We start from the raw sequence: 17,718 nt of genomic DNA, 5'->3' as shown, positions 1-17,718 counted from the left end.
AAGATGAAAAATAATATACAAAAAACAGCCTATACTACTCTTCTGGCTTTATTTCTTGCCTGTACTTATTCGTGTAGTGATGATATTACTGAAAAAAACGAACAATTTCACGCTTTAAATCCTACCAATACAGACGATTTAGCCGGAACTTGGAAAACTTTTTTATTGACAACTCCAAACGAATTCCCACTTGATGCACCCGTTGCCACAAATACGCCAGCCTTCACAAGAGAAATTAATGAAATAAAAAGCTACCAAGTCAATATATCAGAAGATCAAAAAAGAATAATAAAATATTGGAGCGCTGGTGGCGTTTTACGCTGGAATGAAATCATGCGAACTTTAGTAGCAAGACACAACCGTCCTCCTTATCAAAATGAAGACGGAACCTATCCTGCACCATCTGCGGCGAATCCGTTTGCGAATCCGCAATTTCCATTTTCAAATCCACCTTATGCAGCTAGAGCTTATGCCTATGTAAGTGCAGCGCAATATGATGCCATGATTGCCACTTGGTATTATAAAAAATTATACAACAGAGCAGCGCCTTTTACGGTAGACGCCAATTTACAAGTTTTAATCCCAAAAAGCACTATGCCTTCATACCCATCAGAAGATGGTGTTTTAGCGGGAGTTACTGTTGAATTATTAAAACTATTGTTCCCAACTGAAATCGCATACATTGACGGAAAAGCAGAGGAACAAAAACTATATCGTATTATTAGCGGTGCTAATGTTCGAAGTGATGTTGATGCAGGAATTATTCTAGGTAGAAAAATTGCCGCTAAATTTATTGCCCGAGCCTCTACTGATGGAACTGGAGCTGCTATAGGAAATCAAGTGCTTTGGACACAATTAGAAACGCAAACTGCGGCTACTGGAGAAACACCATGGTTGTCATTAGATTTACCTACAAGACCTCCAATGTTACCATTATTTGGAAAAGTAAAGTCATTTATAATGACTCCTGAAATGGTTGTTGCCAGTCGCCCGGTTCCGCCACCTTCTACAAAATCAGAACAATTTGCAAAAGAATTAGCTGAAATAAAAAGCTATAGTGAAAATCCATCTAGAAAGAACATGGAAATTGTTACTTTTTGGGCTGATGGTGTAGGAACTTATACACCACCTGGCCACTGGAATGCTATTGCATCAGAGTCATTTGTAGAACAAAATTATAGTGAAGTACGATGGGCAAGAAATATGGCATTATTAAATATTGCGATGATGGATGCTGCTATCAGCTGTTGGGATGCAAAGTATTTTTACTTTAATCCAAGACCATGTCAGATGGATCCATCAATAAAAACATTGACTGGAGTTCCTAATTTCCCTGCTTATGTATCAGGACACTCTACCTTTAGCGGAGCGGCCTGTGCGATTTTATCGCATATTGTTCCTGCAAAAGCAGAAAGCTTCAAAACTATGGCAAAACAAGCCTCTGATTCTAGAATGTTTGGCGCTATTCATTATAGAAGCGATTGTGAAAAAGGACTTGAATTAGGCGAAAAAATAGGTGGATTTGCCGTTGCAAGAGCCGCCACAGACGGAGCAGAATAATTACATCTATTTAAATTGATAGTTTTATTAAAATAATTTATTTCAGTGGTTTATTTTAAATAATGAATAATTAATTATCAACTACAGCCTAACAGACGTTGGAAATCTGTTAGGCTTTTTATTAAAAAACAGGAAACAACTTGTAATATTAATAAAAACCATTTGTAATAGATTATGATAAAATTAAATCATGGTTTCAATGATTAGTCCAATAAAAGTTTCACAACTTAAAAAAGCATAAAATGAAACAATACCCACTGATTGCAGTATCTTTATTTTTTACAATACCTCTTCTCGCTCAATCAACAACAGACACAACAAAAATTCATAATCTAAATACTGTAAAAGTTGAAGCAACAAGAATAAATCAAGATATTCTCCGCCTTGCCCCAATACAAGGAACTTACATCTATTCCGGTAAAAAGAATGAGGTGATTGACCTGACTCAAAAAAATATTGCACAGACTGAAAAATATGGACGGCAAATATTTGCCAAAATCCCAGGGGTTTTTGTGTATGATATGGATGGCACAGGTAATCAGATGAACATTTCCACTCGTGGCCTTGACCCGCACCGCGGTTGGGAATTTAACATCCGCAAAGATGGCATCATTACCAACTCTGACATGTATGGCTATCCTGCCAGCCACTACAACATTCCTATGGAAGCCGTAGAACGAATAGAATTAGTGAGAGGAACTGGTTCTTTGCAATACGGCGCACAGTTTGGCGGCATGCTTAATTATATTAGTAAACAACCAGACACAACCAAGGCCTTTACTTTTGAAACTATTAATACGATTGGTTCTTATGGATTGGTTAGTACTTATAATGGAGTATCCGGCAAAATTGACAAATTCAGGTACTCTACTTGGTTAAACAAAAAATGGATTTCAGGCTACCGGGATAATAGTGATTCGCAGTATGATGCGGAAGCAGTTTCTCTTTACTATGATGCGTCTAAAAATCTACATTTCAAGTTAGAGTGGACCCATTCCAATTATATTACTCATCTTGCGGGTCCTCTTACGGATGAAATGTTTAATAACAATCCAAAGATGTCCACTCGTTCACGAAATTATTACAATCCTAATATTCATATTCCTTCGATGACGGTAGATTGGAAAATCAATCCAAAAACGCAATTACAACTTACATCATCAGCTGTTATTGGAGCGAGAAACAGTGTAATGTTTGACAAACCCGTAACAATTGAAGATGCCATTTCAGCCACAACACTTCAATACACCAATCGTCAAGTTGATATCGATCATTTTAATAGCTACACAACAGAGTTAAGAGGACTTCACTCCTATAAATTTTTGGAACGCACCAACACGTTTACAACAGGGATTCAGCTCATGAATAACGATTTACATCGCCAACAACAAGGAAAAGGAACAACCGGGACTGACTTTGATTTATCATTAGTCACTCCTGGATGGGGAAGAGATCTTCATTACAAAACAAATAATATTGCTGTATTTGCTGAAAACCGTTGGCTACTCTCCAATAAATTTTCCGTTAGCACTGGAGCAAGAATAGAAATTGGCGAAACTAATATGACAGGCACTACTACTTACTATTCAGATGCCGAGTTACCAAACACCATCAAACATAAATTCCCGTTATTTGGTGTAAGTATGCAATATGATTTAACCGAAAATATAAATTTTTATGGAGGTGCATCACAAGCCTACCGCCCTGTAATTTTAAAAGATATTATTCCAGCTTCCATTTACGAAGTCTCAGATAAAAATCTAAAAGATGCTTACGGTTATAATACTGAAGCTGGTTTTAGAGGCAAATGGAAGTCTTTAAAATGGGATATAACTGGTTTTTATCTTCGATACAATAATCGATTAGGAACAATTGCACAAACCAATTCACAAGGAGACCTGATTATTTTCAAAACAAACATAGGGGATTCCAGAACCAAAGGAGTTGAATTATTCTTGCAAAAAGATTTCTATTTGGGAAACCAAGCTAGTTTATCCGTGTTTACTTCCACTTCCTATATGGATGCTAAATATCAAGATGCAATTATAAAATCTGGCAATACAAATACTAATGTTAGCGGAAATAAAGTAGAAAGTGTTCCTAATTGGATTAGTAGAAACGGATTTACCCTTAAGTACTCTGTCGTTAGTTTTTCGGCACTTTACAGTTACACTTCCAATAGTTTTGCTGACGCTTTAAATACCGTTGAACCGTCAATAAGTGGTGCAAGTGGCATAGTTCCTTCCTATCAATTACTCGATTTAAATCTGGCAATACAATTAACCGATAAAATTAAAGTTCAAATCAATGCTAATAATATCTTAGATGAACATTATTTCACTAAACGGCCTCAATTCTACCCAGGACCAGGAATTTGGCCATCAGATGGAAGAACATTTTCAGGCACCGTTTCAATAAAAATTTAAACAAAACTAAATAGCATGATACGTACATTCAACTCCTTTTATTTCCAATTTAGTAAAAAAATGGAAAAACACAGTGTCAATATGATGCGAATTTCTCTGGCAATAGTTTATGTCTGGTTTGGTGCTTTGAAAATTTTCGGTATGAGCCCTGCTGGTGAATTAGTAGAACAAACTGTTTATTGGTTTAAACCAGAAATATTTATTCCAATTCTTGGCATTTGCGAAATAATTATAGGTCTAGGTTTGCTCATAAAACGTTTCATTCCTTATACAATCATATTGTTATTGATGCATATGGCAGTTACATTTTTTCCCATTTTTATACTAAAAACAATATGTTTTGATGCTTTTCCCTACTGTCCTACTCTAGTTGGCCAATACATCATTAAAAATCTTATCTTGATTTCCGGAGCCCTTGTAATTGCAGCAAAATACAATGAAAAGTATTATGCCGAAATGAATTCGAAACTAATCATAAAATAAAAATTCAAATCCGTTTTACATAATCAAAAGATTATCTATTTTTATAATTACAGATAAAAACAAATAGTAATCAATAGAATTGGATGAAACCTATAATTTACAAAAGAGGATCAACACTAGACGAACTAGATCAAATTAGAACACTACAATTACAAAACAGTTCTGAAAACATAACCTCTGAAGAAAAACTTCAAGAAGGATTTGTTACCGTACAACACACCGTTGCCTTATTAGAACAAATGAATTTAGCCTGCGCACATATTATTGCAAAAGACAATGATGTTGTAGTAGGTTTTGCATTGGTAATGCTATCTAGCTTTAGAAACGAAATTGAGGTTCTTATACCCCTATTTGAAAGAATTGACAGATTAGTTCCCAAAGACAAAACATTCATTGTTATGGGTCAAATTTGCGTTGCTAAAAACTATAGAAAACAAGGAATATTTCGAGGGCTTTATCATTTTTACAGAGAGCAACTGCAACATGAATTTGATTATTTAATCACCGAAGTTGCCGCTATAAACCTTCGTTCCATGCAGGCTCACGAAGCCGTTGGTTTCAAAACAATCGATAATTATAAAGAAGATGAGATTATTTGGAATATCATGCTTTGGGATTGGACATAAAAAAAGCCTAACAGTTGCGTTAGGCTTTTACTTTTTATAATCGAAATTACTTTAGTCCGCTAAAATAATAACTTTATTATCTTTCATTTCAATTGTTCCTGAAGTGATTGCTAACGTATAATTTTGATCATCTAGCTTTATGAATTTACTGGCTACTTCTTTTGCGAAAGCAAAATTAGAAGCTGTAATTTTCACAACACCTTTTCCTAAAATAGAAACGATTGGCGCGTGATTATTCAAAATTTGAAAGCTTCCATCAACTCCTGGCAATGTAACCGAAGTCACTTCTGCTGAAAATAATTTTGCTTCTGGTGATACTATTTCTAAAATCATAATTTTTTCAATTATGAATTATGAATTATAAATTATAAATTATTTGAGGCTACCCAATTCATAATTTATAATTCATAATTTATAATTCTTTTTAAGCTTCCGCCAACATTTTTTCTCCAGCTTCGATCGCTTCTTCAATAGTACCTTTAAGGTTAAAAGCTGATTCTGGTAAGTGATCTAATTCACCGTCAATAATCATATTAAATCCTTTGATGGTATCTTTAATATCAACTAAAACTCCTTTTAATCCTGTAAATTGCTCAGCAACGTGGAAAGGTTGAGATAAGAAACGTTGCACACGACGCGCTCTTGAAACGGCTAATTTATCATCTTCTGATAATTCTTCCATACCAAGGATCGCGATGATATCTTGTAATTGTTTGTATTTTTGTAAAATTTCTTTTACTCTTTGTGCACAGTCATAATGCTCATCACCTAAAATTTGTGGTGTAAGGATTCTTGAAGTTGAATCCAATGGATCCACTGCAGGATAAATCCCTAACTCAGCAATTTTACGAGACAATACAGTAGTAGCATCAAGGTGAGCAAAAGTTGTAGCCGGAGCCGGGTCAGTTAAATCATCCGCAGGAACGTAAACCGCTTGTACAGATGTAATAGAACCTTTGTTTGTTGATGTAATACGCTCTTGCATCGCACCCATTTCAGTAGCAAGAGTCGGCTGATAGCCTACCGCAGATGGCATACGACCTAAAAGTGCTGAAACCTCAGAACCTGCTTGTGTAAAACGGAAGATATTATCCACGAAGAACAATACATCTTTACCTTGATCAGTTCCTGCCCCATCACGGAAATATTCAGCGATAGATAATCCAGAAAGTGCTACACGAGCACGAGCTCCTGGTGGCTCATTCATTTGACCGAAAACGAAAGTAGCTTTAGACTCTCTCATTCCTGGCATGTCAACTTTAGATAAATCCCATCCTCCATTTTCCATAGAGTGCATGAATTCATCACCGTATTTTATAATTCCTGACTCTAACATCTCACGAAGTAAGTCATTCCCTTCACGTGTTCTTTCTCCTACTCCTGCGAATACTGAAAGTCCACCGTGACCTTTTGCTATATTGTTAATCAACTCCTGAATCAATACTGTTTTACCAACACCAGCACCACCGAACAATCCAATTTTACCCCCTTTTGAGTAAGGCTCAATTAAATCAATTACTTTAATACCTGTGAATAAAACTTCAGAAGAAGTAGATAAATCTTCGAATTTTGGTGCTTGTCTGTGAATAGACATACCGTTTTCTCCTGTTTTTGGCAAATTACCTAAACCATCAATTGCATCTCCAATTACGTTGAATAAACGACCGTAAACATCGGCACCGATTGGCATTTGGATAGGATTCCCTGTTCCAACTACTTCATAACCTCTACTCAAACCATCTGTTGAGTCCATCGAAATGGTACGTACTGTGTTTTCACCAATGTGAGATTGTACTTCAAGCACTAATAAAGTACCATCTTTTTTTGTGATTTCTAACGAATCATAAATTTTTGGAAGTTCAACATCCTTACCGTTGAAAACAACGTCAACTACTGGGCCAATGATTTGGGCAACTTTTCCTATTACTTTTGACATTACTTATGTATTTATTAAATAGCTATTTAGGTTTATGAAATAATACCAACCGAAACTTATCGATTAGACACTTTTTTCAGTGCGCAAAGATAATTTTTTAAAATATAAAATCAATATTTTTTTTTATAAAAATCAGCATAATTTTACTGCTTTGTTTTTAATCGTGTTTTAAAACAAATAAAAACCTATTATTTGGATAAAAACAAAAAACCACCACGTCATAAACGGGTGGTTTTTAAGGTCTGGTTAAAATATGATTATTGAATTATGGCTGGATACAATATTGGATAAAGACTTAGATCAACTTGTTTTAATGTTGAAGAATATTTAGCATTAATTGCAGCCGTAAATGCATTCGCAATTAAAGCATAACCTCTTGGCCCAGGATGAACACCATCAAGCGAAAATGCTCCTCCCGTCACATAAGCAGAAGTAAGAGTAAAACTATTACCTACAATTCCTCCGTTTGACAATTGAGTCATAATCACTTTTGTATCGACAAAAGCCAATCCTTTAGCATCAGCAATTGTTTTTATAGAGACATTATAAGCATCTGTAGCAGCTTTAACATGCGCAACTTCAGTTGGTATTAATACATGTTTGTCTTGCAGTGGATAGGTAATTCCGAATTTATTTAAAGGTGATGGTGGCGCCATTCCAATGCCAGAATCACTGGAAGTAGGAGCTACTCCAATTGCAGATTGTGTTGGCAAAACAACTAAATCCGCAGCAGTAGCTTGTCGGGCTTGTCCAAAAACGCTTCCGTAAAAAGCAGCAGTAGCCGCACCCAAGCTTGGAGTAAAAGCTGCTGTTAATTGAGCAGACAAATTCACCAAAGACTCATCTTTAATCAACATTGGATTAGCAACCGTTGTAGAAAGAAGGTTAATTCTATCTCCTGCTCCAAATGCCGTTAATGCTTGTTTTAAAGGACCGTATAACTGAGCATTTAAAGCGGCAATCGTAGCTTGGCCTACCGCTTCACTACCACTACCAAGAACTTTAGCAGTCAATGGATTGTAAGGAACGGTCGTAAAATAAGGAAGTGTATTTACATAAGGAAGATTTGCAACTACTCCTTTTGCGCCGTTGGCTGTTAAATTGGTAACTAAGCTTGAATAAACACTTGCAAAAACATTAGGGTCTGTTATATCATTACCACCATAAGTAGCTGGATTTAAATTGCCCGTTTGATTTACTCCAATACCTCCAGAAGTTGCATAACCCAAAACATCATTCCCCCCAATCCATAAAGAAAAGAAAGTAGGCGCTTGAACCAAAGCATCTGCTAAAACTGTTGTCCCAGATGCAGTTGCAAATCGCGCAAAATAAGGATTTGCAGCACCTGTAGCAACATCGGCAACATTTCCATATCCTGGCGCTACAAGATGATAACTTTTTGCTCCAGGGACACCTAAATTATTAAAAGGACCTGTTACACGATTTGTAACTTCAGTAGTTGGAAGTCCAGTTACTGTAGCAGGAGAAGAAGTACTTACTTTAAAGTACATACGAGTGGCAGCGATTACATTTCCTCCCAACAACAGCCCTCCAATATTATCCGATGTAAAAGGAGTTTTAAACTCACCCCCATCAGCCGCAGCAAATTGTTGCGATATTATATTAACGTAAGAACCTTCTTGTCCTTTTTTGAAAAGAGCACCATCACTATATCCCGCCGCAAATGAATCCCCCAATGCTACATATTTTGTAAAACTTGCCGTACCAGATGTTACAGGAACCTCAACAGGCGCTGAATTTTCATCATCATTATTACATGCTACAAAGCTTAAAGAAACTAATAGTAGCCATTTGAAATTTTTTATCATGGTTATGTTTTTTAAATTATTGACTCAATTACGGGTTGATTGTCCAAGAAGCAAAAAACTGCTGTCCAATTAATCCCGCACCTAATACTTGAGTATATTCTTTTCCACCAATATTTGAAGCTCCTAGCTTAAGAGTTGATTTCAGCTTTGGCATATTATAATTAATCTGAGCATCAATTACTGTAGCAGCATCGATCATACCATCAGCCATTGTGGATTGCCATAAATATTCACTATTCCATCTTCCACTAACATTAAATCCGAAATTATCAAATAATTTTTCGTTTCCAAATGATGCTTTTACTCTATGTTTAGGTGTATTAAATCCTGCTTCAAAACTCGGATCTTTTGCTTGGTCAAACTTAAATTCTGCAAAATTATAGTTCACACCAACTTCAAAATTTCTATACACTTTTTTAGAAAGTCCAAGACCAAAACCAAGCGATTTAATTTCTATATTGGTATTAGTATATAATTGATACGCTCTATAATTACCGTTTTGAAGCGCATGTAATGATTGCACTCCAGCATCTGTAGGCCCTGCTAGAGGATTTGGCGCATCATTTGCCGTACCATAAAATGGCGCTACAACATTTAGATTCCCAATAAAATCATTGTAAATATTATAATACCCATTAACATCAATTGACACATCTTTTATCAATGAACGATATCCTAATTCAAATGCCTTAACCTGTTCTGGTTTCACATAATTTACGTTTGTTTTTCTTAGCAAAGCTGATCCTGCAATAGGGTCGCTAACGGCCAATGCTCCAAAAGCCTGTACTGATGATGCGGTATATGAATTGTTATAAGCATTCAATCCAGTCATTACAACAGATGATCCTCCAGCAAAAGCCTGACCAACAACAGTAGAAACTGGCAAGGTCTCAGTATATCTTGTTAAGTTATCTGGAGCAGATCCTAAAAGAATAGCGCTTCCTACATTAAATCCAATATATTGATCTTGTGTTGATGGATTTCTAAAACCGGTTTGAAAAGAAGCTCTAAAGTTATGTTTCTTACTTTCTCCTCCAGAATAAACTAGAGAAACTCTTGGCGACAAACTACCGTTGAAATTTTTTGATTTATCATAACGAATAGAACCCGTAAACTTCAATCGTTCTTCTAAAAATCTTTTTGTTAATTGTGTATAAGCCCCGTATTCATTATAATATATAGGTCCATTTGCATCAGTATAAATTCTTCCGTAAGAATTCAATTGATATTGTCTATAAGATCCCCCAACTTGAATTTCTGCAAATTTTATTAAATCTTTAAAATTATAATTAGCATCAGAATGGTATATTCTGGAATTATCTACCAATTTCGATCCTGAAAGCACACTTGGATCAGCAATCACTTGATTAAAAGCGGCTTTAAATTCTGGAGTACCAGGAAGAAATCTTCCGGTATCTGCAGTATTTCTTGCCATTATATGTGCATTTTCAGGTGTCATTCCCGCTAATGTTGATTGAATATAAGCTCCTGCATATTGCCCAAACCATGTTTTATCATCTTTCCATTTTCTATTTACATTAATCCCTGTAAAAAGCATATCATATGATTCTCCACCATCTTCAGTTGTAGTATAACCTCTTACAAAAAAGTTTTTCCCTTTAAACTCTAATTTATGCTGTTGCATGAAAAAATTATTTAGGTAATATCTATTGGCTCCTTGATACACTGCGTTTCCAAAACCAAATTTACTTTGCCAAATAACTTCTAAATTTTCATTTCCAAAAGGCCTGTAATGAAGCGAAAAATCAATTTTAGTATTACTAGCCCTGTTATCCGTTAAATCCACTTCATTGTATCCCGTTCTACTAACATTATAATTTGGAAGTAAGTTTACAGCCGCCGCCGATATTAAACCCAAAGAGGCTAATGATTGCCCAACTCCTTTTATATTAGTAGTAACTTCATCACCATATACATTTATACCATCATAATTTACATTACTTCTATCTCTACCTACAACCGTCTTGTCATCATAGTTTGTAGCATGCCAATCCGTACCGCGCATATAAGTAAAGTTAACCTTTCCAGCTAACTTCGGACTGAACGCATGAGCCATTCTTACTCCATAATCAACGAAATCATTTGATCCTGCAGCTTCTTGACTTGTCTGTCCAAATTTTGCATAAGCAGTAATTCCCTGACTAGTAAATGGACTTTTACTATTCATGAATAAAATACCATTAAAAGCATTTGCTCCATATAACGCAGATGACGCTCCCGGTAACAACTCTACACTTTGAACATCAATTTCCGAAACACCGATCATATTCCCTAATACGAAATTTAACAATGGCGAAGAATTATCCATTCCATCAACCAATTGCATAAAACGGGTATTGGCTACAGTAGCAAAACCACGTGTATTTATTGATTTAAAAGACAAACTACTTGTATTCATTTGAACTTCTTTCAAGTTTTCTAAACCATCATAAAAAGTTGCGGAAGCCGATTTTTTAATATCAGCAATACTCATTCTTTCAATTGTTACTGGAGATTCTAATACTCTTTCCGGGGTTCTTGAAGCCGAAACGACAATCTCATTAAGTTTAGTTTCTTCATCAGCAAGCTTAACCGTTACTTTTTGATTATTTGACGAAACTGACACTCTTTGAGAACCATATCCTACGCTTGTAACAATAATTACAAAAGGTGGTTTTTTTGATGAATTTAAAGTAAATTTTCCATCAATGTCGGTAATACTACCAGCGGTTTCTCCAACAATTTTGATGTTGGCTCCAGGAATAGGTTGATTGTTACTGTCTGTAACAATGCCTGAAATTGAATTTTGAGCAAAAGTTAGGCTACAAAAAAACAATGACAAAAAAAGTAAATACACTCTCATTGGGTTAAAGTTTGTTGGTTTATGGCGCCAAAATACAAATATTTTTCATATTAATAAAAAACCACCTAAAAAATTTCATAATTATCAGTGATTTTGATTCATTTATACTTATTCTACATTTTTAGTTTTTTGTTTTTTGTTAAAAATTAAGTAAAAAACTAAAAAAAACATTATGCATGCATATAATAAATACATTAATCTTAATAATTTTATTAATTTTTAACTATTTAATAAAAGTGAATAAAAGGGAAAAAAAATTCATTTTTATTATAATTTTTTAAATTAAAGACTAGAAGTAAAAAAAAGCCTCGAAAGAAAATCTTTCGAGGCTTTTTTATTAAAGTTAATCGGTACTGTTTATTATTCTACAGTAACTGATTTTGCTAAATTACGGGGTTGATCTACATTACATCCTCGCATGACAGCAATATGATAGGATAAAAGCTGTAAAGGAATCGTAGTTATTAAAGGAGACAAAGCATCCGATGTTTCTGGAATTTCGATTACATAGTCAGCCAAATCACGAACCTGAGTATCGCCTTTGGTCACCACTGCAATAATTTTTCCACTTCTGGATTTAATTTCCTGAATATTACTTACAATCTTATCATAATGCCCTTGTTTTGGAGCAATAACCACTACAGGCATATGTTCGTCAATTAATGCTATAGGACCGTGTTTCATTTCGGCAGCAGGATAACCCTCCGCATGAATATACGATATTTCTTTAAGTTTTAAAGCCCCTTCAAGAGCAACCGGAAAGTTATACCCTCTTCCTAAATACAAACAGTTAGGAGCATCTTTAAATGCAGCAGCAATTTCTTTTGCTCTTTCATTTGTTTCTAATGCCTCTTTTACTTTTTCAGGAATGATTTCTAATTCTTGCAAATACCTGTGAAAGTCCGTATTAGACATTGTCCCTTTGGCTTTCGCCAAACGCAACGCCATCATCGTTAACACCGTGATTTGCGTAGTAAATGCTTTTGTCGATGCTACACCTATTTCTGGTCCCGCATGCGTATAGGCACCTGCATTAGTTTCTCTCGAAATAGAAGAACCAACCACATTACAAACCCCAAATACAAAAGCTCCGTGCTCTTTGGCTAATTTAATGGCTGCCATAGTATCAGCCGTTTCACCTGATTGTGAAATTGCAATAACTACATCGCGACTGTTTATGATAGGATTTCTATATCTAAACTCAGAAGCATATTCCACTTCTACAGGAATTCGGGCAAACTCTTCAAATATATATTCTGCCACTAAACCTGCGTGCCATGAAGTACCACAGGCCACAATTATTATTCTGTCAGCATTTAGGAATTTTTCTAAATTATCCTCAACACCTGACATTTGGATAATCCCTTCATTCGCATGAAGTCTTCCACGGTACGTATCTTTTATAACATCTGGTTGCTCGTAAATCTCTTTCAACATAAAATGATCGTAACCTCCTTTTTCAATTTGCTCCAAATTCATTTGAAGTTCTTGAATATAAGGATCAACTAAAGAATCATCTTTGATTTTTCTTACTTTCATTGGTTTATGCAACCTGATATTTGCCATCTCCCCATCTTCTAAATAAATAGCGTTAGAGGTATATTCAATAAATGGTGATGCATCAGATGCGATAAAATATTCTCCTTCACCTACACCAATTGCTAACGGACTTCCTAAACGTGCCGCAACAATTTCATCTGGATTTTTTTTATCAAAAACTGCAATCGCATAAGCTCCTACCACTTGATTCAGCGCCACCTGAACGGCCTTACCTATTTTCAATTTTTCTTTTTTCTGAACTTCCTCTATAAGATTTACAAGAACTTCAGTATCGGTATCAGAATAAAATATATACCCTCTTTTTATTAACTCCTGTTTTAATGGCGCATAATTTTCAATAATTCCATTATGAATTATTGCCAAATCACCAGAATTAGAAAGATGAGGATGCGAATTAACATCGTTTGGAACACCATGTGTTGCCCAACGCGTATGCCCCATTCCTATCGTTCCATTTATTGAAATTTCTTTAGATGCTCTCTCTTCTAAATCTACAACCTTACCTTTAGTTTTAGAAATTTTCAAGTTCTCACCGTCATATAACATGACACCAGCACTATCATAACCTCTATATTCTAATCGTTTCAACCCTTTTATAACAATAGGGTAAGCTTCTCTATATCCGATATATCCAACAATTCCACACATAATTTTTACTTAATTAGGTTTTGTATAAAAAATTTCAAGTTTCAATCTTTTGTCCTCAGGAACTGTTGATTTTCCTCCGTAAAGAATTGTCCCTAACGGACTCATAACACTCGCTTTCGGCGCTTGAGAAATAAATGCATTTGGCGTTCTCATTTTGGAAGAAGCGCTTGTATTAATATCTTCTGTAACCACTAGTCCTAACTTAACATTTGTAGAATCGGCATTCATTATAAGATTGCGGATATGATTTGTAATTCTGATTTTATAAGTTAATCCTCTTCCATTGGCTACAACTTCTTTATTTATAATACCATCAAATATCCCTTTTGATTTTTTAGGATCACTATTCGTTGACGAATCATAATAATCAATAAGAGGCCTATTATTTGTCAAATCATACAAATAAATTCTATTAGGCTCATGGCTATTTGCCATAGCACTTGCATCAATATGAAAAACAAGGTTTGCTTCATTGATTAGCCAATCGTTACTTCTTATGTTTTCAAGTTCACCAGCAACACTAAAAAGATCCAAAATAGCCAAAGAACCTTCTCCTCCTTTAAGATATAATTTTTCGTCACCTGATGTAGCATCCGGAGCAACCAATGCATTAGTATAAGTAGTATTTGCATTACTCTGTTCCAATAAACTTACTGTATTACCGGACAAGTTAAGAACTATTGATTTTTCCACTCTTGTTGCAGAACCCCCAGTTGTCGAGGCCAAATCTTCCTTGTATTTTATAGTGATTTTTCCTGATTTAAAATTCAACATAGCCATGTTTCCATCACTTCCATCTGCGTTTTCCACTTTAAAATACAAGCCTCTAAAATATTCTTTAAACACATCATTTGTAATCAACTTACCGGCAGAAGCATTTATGATTTTATTCTTAAAAAAATTTACATCTAATTTTAGACGCATTGCAGGAACTGAACGTGTGGTAGTAACTTTACCAGCATCATCCTTTGTTGTTTCCACAATTTCTTCCGGGTCAAAAAAGAACCCATCATTCTGAGCTAAGTTGGCATCATTATTTAAACGACTTCCCACTTTAGCATTCTCGAAAGCCGCATTTTGATCCGTAAAATATTTTTGAGTTTCTTGAAACCCTCCAATAGGATCTAAATCTCTCATGAAGTATCCAGATTCAAAAACACTTAGTTTTATTTTCGCTTTACTTACACCATATATCGAATCCAACTCGTACTCACGACTTCCATCTGCATTTGTTGATTTTAAAGTGCTGTAATAAGGTACCGATAAGTAAACACTGTCTATAACAGGATTGACTCCTATTACTGGATTAGGGGTAGCCAAAACCAATTGTGTAGCGAAATTTGCGTTTGTTGTACCAAAAGCGGGATTTTTATATATACCCAAAGCATTAACCGCCAAATTATTAGACTGAATCGGTCCGACTTTTTGGTTGTATGCAATTACATTTGATGAATACTCGCTAAGATCAAAGTGGTTATCACCAATTAAATCACCACCAATCGCATTATAATCTTTATCACATGAATACAAAAGAATGATGCTTGCTAAAACAAGCATTTTCTTAAAAAAAGAAATATTGTACATATTTAATAATAAAAGTTTAATTTAAAGAACTTCGTTTTTATAGAAATTAGTATACGCTTCCGCGAATTTATCTTTCGGGGTGAAAGGTAAAAAAGGTTTACCCGAAGATTCTATAAATTTTGTTAAACTTGAAGACAGGTTTTCTGAAGCAATAATTACAGCATCTGAATGCATAACGGTTGCTTTTATAATGTTTTCATAATCAGGAATTGCCAAATCAGCTATCGCTTCGTCAGGAATACCATCAAACTTCACCTTATTAATCATTTCCACGTCTAATGTTCCTTCGAAAGACTGGCTGTAAACAGAAGTAACAATCTTTGTTTCTGAAAATAAAGCTTCATTTTTATAAAAATGTTTCATGTAGATAGGCAACATTGCTGCCATCCATCCATGAACATGAATAATATCTGGAACCCAATTCAATTTTTTTACGGTTTCCACAACTCCTTTTGCAAAGAAAATAGCCCGCTCATCATTGTCTGGATACATAACACCTTCTTCATCGGCAAATGTGGCTTTCCTTTTGAAATATTCATCATTGTCAATAAAGTAAACTTGTATCCTCTCTTTAGGAATTGAAGCTACTTTTATAATCAATGGCATATCTAAGTCATTTACTACCAAATTCATCCCCGAAAGTCTAATTACTTCGTGTAATTGGTGTCTTCTTTCATTTATATTTCCATATCTAGGCATGAAAATTCTTATTTGTCCTCCTTGATCATTAATCATTTTCGGTACGTCATAAGACATTAAAGAAACCTCATTTTCAGCGAGATAAGGCACCACTTCAGATGATACATATAATATCCTCTTATCTTTCATATTGTAATTTACTTAATTTATTGGTAATAAAAACCACGCAAAATTACAAAAATTTATGCAGTTATTAACTAAAATATTATGTTTGCATTTAATTTTAATAATACCACCATGCATATTTTCTATGGAAAAGCAGCTTTGAGAGACTATTTGAAATCTATCAAAACTTCGAATTCCACTATTGGATTTGTTCCAACTATGGGCGCGTTACATCAAGGACATTTGGCTTTAATGCAAAAATCGCTATTGGAAAATGAAAATACCGTAGTGAGTATTTTTGTAAATCCTACCCAATTTAACAATCCGGAGGATTTAGCAAAATATCCAAGAACATTAGAAGAAGATGTAAAAAAACTTACCGCGTTGAGTCCAGAAATTATCTTGTACGCTCCAACTGTTGAAGACATTTATGATGGTCAACCCTTATCTCAATCCTTTGATTTTGATGGATTAGAAAACCAAATGGAAGGAGAATTCAGACCTGGTCATTTTAATGGTGTGGGAACTATTGTAAAACGTCTTTTTGAAATTGTCGAACCTACAAACGCCTATTTTGGAGAGAAAGATTTTCAACAATTGCAAATCGTCAAAAAAATGGTCGCTAAAGCCAACTTAAAAGTAAACGTTATTGGATGTCCGATTTATAGGGAATCCAACCATCTCGCCATGAGTTCCAGAAACGAACGTTTATCAGCACTTGAAAGAGAAGAAGCTTCTGTAATCTACAAAACGCTAACTATTGCGAAAGAAAAATTTCAAACAGAAAGTCCCGAATCAGTAACGGCATGGGTAAAAAAAACATTTGAAAACAACACTCTTTTCTCATTAGAATATTTTGTAATCGCAGATGAGCAAACACTATTGCCTAGCGCAATAAAAGAACCGAATAAAAATTACCGTGCTTTTATAGCCGTTTTTGTCAACAATATTCGTTTGATTGACACCATTTCATTAAATTAATTTACTTTTGTAGCATGCAAATTCAAGTCGTAAAATCAAAAATACACCGAGTAAAAGTAACTGGAGCCGATTTAAATTATATCGGAAGCATTACCATAGACGAAGCTTTACTGGAAGCCTCCAATATCATTGAAGGAGAAAGAGTATTCATTGTAAACATCAACAATGGCGAACGCTTTGACACCTATGCCATCAAAGGTGAAAAAAATTCAGGCATTATAACCCTGAATGGTCCAGCTGCCAGAAAAGTACAAAGAGACGATATTATTATCATTATTTCTTATGCTCTCCTAGAATTTGAAGAAGCCAAAACCTTCAAGCCTTGGATTATTTTTCCTAATGAAAATGATAATTCTTTGACATAAATATTTTAGAAATTTAATTCTAAGAGTGCTTTATACTTCCTTTTTTTAAAGGC

At 34.8% G+C, this 17,718-nt stretch carries 13 protein-coding genes; 6 read left to right on the top strand and 7 right to left on the bottom strand.

Annotation, left to right across the window (positions count from 1 at the left end; all coding sequences use genetic code 11):
* Window positions 1-3 precede the first annotated feature (3 nt).
* The 4 genes from ACM55F_RS00425 (at window position 4) to ACM55F_RS00410 (ending at window position 5,095) form a co-directional block, all read left to right on the top strand.
* Window positions 4-1,560, top strand: a complete 1,557-nt coding sequence (locus tag ACM55F_RS00425) for a vanadium-dependent haloperoxidase (protein ID WP_416851704.1) — start codon at window positions 4-6, stop codon at window positions 1,558-1,560.
* Between the two features lie 242 nt (window positions 1,561-1,802).
* Complete coding sequence (locus ACM55F_RS00420; protein WP_416851703.1) at window positions 1,803-3,986, top strand: TonB-dependent receptor family protein; 2,184 nt, start codon at window positions 1,803-1,805, stop codon at window positions 3,984-3,986.
* A 60-nt stretch (window positions 3,987-4,046) separates the two neighbouring features.
* Window positions 4,047-4,469 carry a DoxX family membrane protein gene (locus ACM55F_RS00415; RefSeq protein WP_416851702.1) on the top strand — a complete coding sequence of 141 codons (423 nt, stop codon included), beginning with the start codon at window positions 4,047-4,049 and terminating at the stop codon, window positions 4,467-4,469.
* Between the two features lie 83 nt (window positions 4,470-4,552).
* The gene (locus tag ACM55F_RS00410; protein ID WP_416851701.1) at window positions 4,553-5,095 is read left to right on the top strand and encodes a GNAT family N-acetyltransferase; all 543 of its coding nucleotides are present in this window, start codon (window positions 4,553-4,555) and stop codon (window positions 5,093-5,095) included.
* Window positions 5,096-5,146: 51 nt separating this feature from the next.
* Here the strand turns inward: ACM55F_RS00410 and ACM55F_RS00405 are convergent, their stop codons facing one another.
* The 7 genes from ACM55F_RS00405 to ACM55F_RS00375 all read right to left on the bottom strand — a co-directional run bounded on the left by ACM55F_RS00405 (window position 5,147) and on the right by ACM55F_RS00375 (window position 16,343).
* Entirely contained in the window at window positions 5,147-5,428 is a 282-nt protein-coding gene (locus ACM55F_RS00405; protein WP_416834936.1) for a FoF1 ATP synthase subunit delta/epsilon, read from the bottom strand.
* Between the two features lie 91 nt (window positions 5,429-5,519).
* Window positions 5,520-7,031 (bottom strand): F0F1 ATP synthase subunit beta, encoded by a 1,512-nt coding sequence (gene atpD, locus ACM55F_RS00400; protein ID WP_035668832.1) that lies wholly within the window; start codon window positions 7,029-7,031, stop codon window positions 5,520-5,522.
* A gap of 257 nt (window positions 7,032-7,288) precedes the next feature.
* Window positions 7,289-8,860 carry a G-D-S-L family lipolytic protein gene (locus tag ACM55F_RS00395; protein WP_416851700.1) on the bottom strand — a complete coding sequence of 524 codons (1,572 nt, stop codon included), beginning with the start codon at window positions 8,858-8,860 and terminating at the stop codon, window positions 7,289-7,291.
* Between the two features lie 28 nt (window positions 8,861-8,888).
* Window positions 8,889-11,723 carry a TonB-dependent receptor domain-containing protein gene (locus ACM55F_RS00390; RefSeq protein WP_416851699.1) on the bottom strand — a complete coding sequence of 945 codons (2,835 nt, stop codon included), beginning with the start codon at window positions 11,721-11,723 and terminating at the stop codon, window positions 8,889-8,891.
* A gap of 360 nt (window positions 11,724-12,083) precedes the next feature.
* Window positions 12,084-13,931 (bottom strand): glutamine--fructose-6-phosphate transaminase (isomerizing), encoded by a 1,848-nt coding sequence (gene glmS, locus ACM55F_RS00385; RefSeq protein WP_416851698.1) that lies wholly within the window; start codon window positions 13,929-13,931, stop codon window positions 12,084-12,086.
* A gap of 9 nt (window positions 13,932-13,940) precedes the next feature.
* Complete coding sequence (locus tag ACM55F_RS00380; RefSeq protein ID WP_416851697.1) at window positions 13,941-15,515, bottom strand: DUF4270 domain-containing protein; 1,575 nt, start codon at window positions 15,513-15,515, stop codon at window positions 13,941-13,943.
* 21 nt (window positions 15,516-15,536) lie between these two features.
* Window positions 15,537-16,343, bottom strand: a complete 807-nt coding sequence (locus ACM55F_RS00375; RefSeq protein WP_416851696.1) for a glycogen/starch synthase — start codon at window positions 16,341-16,343, stop codon at window positions 15,537-15,539.
* Window positions 16,344-16,421: 78 nt separating this feature from the next.
* Here ACM55F_RS00375 and panC point away from each other — a divergent pair, with 78 nt between their 5' ends.
* Together panC and panD are read left to right on the top strand one after the other, a co-directional pair.
* On the top strand, window positions 16,422-17,300 hold the full coding sequence (panC, locus tag ACM55F_RS00370; protein ID WP_416851695.1) for a pantoate--beta-alanine ligase: 879 nt from the start codon (window positions 16,422-16,424) through the stop codon (window positions 17,298-17,300).
* A 14-nt stretch (window positions 17,301-17,314) separates the two neighbouring features.
* Window positions 17,315-17,665, top strand: coding sequence for an aspartate 1-decarboxylase (gene panD, locus ACM55F_RS00365; RefSeq protein WP_143387146.1), 351 nt, complete (start codon window positions 17,315-17,317; stop codon window positions 17,663-17,665).
* The last annotated feature ends 53 nt before the right edge of the window (window positions 17,666-17,718 follow it).

It is taken from the genome of Flavobacterium melibiosi, from assembly GCF_048158545.1.
GTDB lineage: Bacteria > Bacteroidota > Bacteroidia > Flavobacteriales > Flavobacteriaceae > Flavobacterium > Flavobacterium melibiosi.
This window is presented reverse-complemented; position numbering and strand designations above follow the sequence as displayed.

Excerpts from the sequence above, each read along its gene's own strand:
- ACM55F_RS00425 (WP_416851704.1), top strand. The coding sequence starts at position 4 with ATGAAAAATAATATACAAAAAACAGCCTATACTACTCTTCTGGCTTTA.
- ACM55F_RS00420 (WP_416851703.1), top strand. The coding sequence starts at position 1,803 with ATGAAACAATACCCACTGATTGCAGTATCTTTATTTTTTACAATACCT.
- ACM55F_RS00415 (WP_416851702.1), top strand. The coding sequence starts at position 4,047 with ATGGAAAAACACAGTGTCAATATGATGCGAATTTCTCTGGCAATAGTT.
- ACM55F_RS00410 (WP_416851701.1), top strand. The coding sequence starts at position 4,553 with ATGAAACCTATAATTTACAAAAGAGGATCAACACTAGACGAACTAGAT.
- ACM55F_RS00405 (WP_416834936.1), bottom strand. The coding sequence starts at position 5,428 with ATGATTTTAGAAATAGTATCACCAGAAGCAAAATTATTTTCAGCAGAA.
- atpD (WP_035668832.1), bottom strand. The coding sequence starts at position 7,031 with ATGTCAAAAGTAATAGGAAAAGTTGCCCAAATCATTGGCCCAGTAGTT.
- ACM55F_RS00395 (WP_416851700.1), bottom strand. The coding sequence starts at position 8,860 with ATGATAAAAAATTTCAAATGGCTACTATTAGTTTCTTTAAGCTTTGTA.
- ACM55F_RS00390 (WP_416851699.1), bottom strand. The coding sequence starts at position 11,723 with ATGAGAGTGTATTTACTTTTTTTGTCATTGTTTTTTTGTAGCCTAACT.
- glmS (WP_416851698.1), bottom strand. The coding sequence starts at position 13,931 with ATGTGTGGAATTGTTGGATATATCGGATATAGAGAAGCTTACCCTATT.
- ACM55F_RS00380 (WP_416851697.1), bottom strand. The coding sequence starts at position 15,515 with ATGTACAATATTTCTTTTTTTAAGAAAATGCTTGTTTTAGCAAGCATC.
- ACM55F_RS00375 (WP_416851696.1), bottom strand. The coding sequence starts at position 16,343 with ATGAAAGATAAGAGGATATTATATGTATCATCTGAAGTGGTGCCTTAT.
- panC (WP_416851695.1), top strand. The coding sequence starts at position 16,422 with ATGTTTGCATTTAATTTTAATAATACCACCATGCATATTTTCTATGGA.
- panD (WP_143387146.1), top strand. The coding sequence starts at position 17,315 with ATGCAAATTCAAGTCGTAAAATCAAAAATACACCGAGTAAAAGTAACT.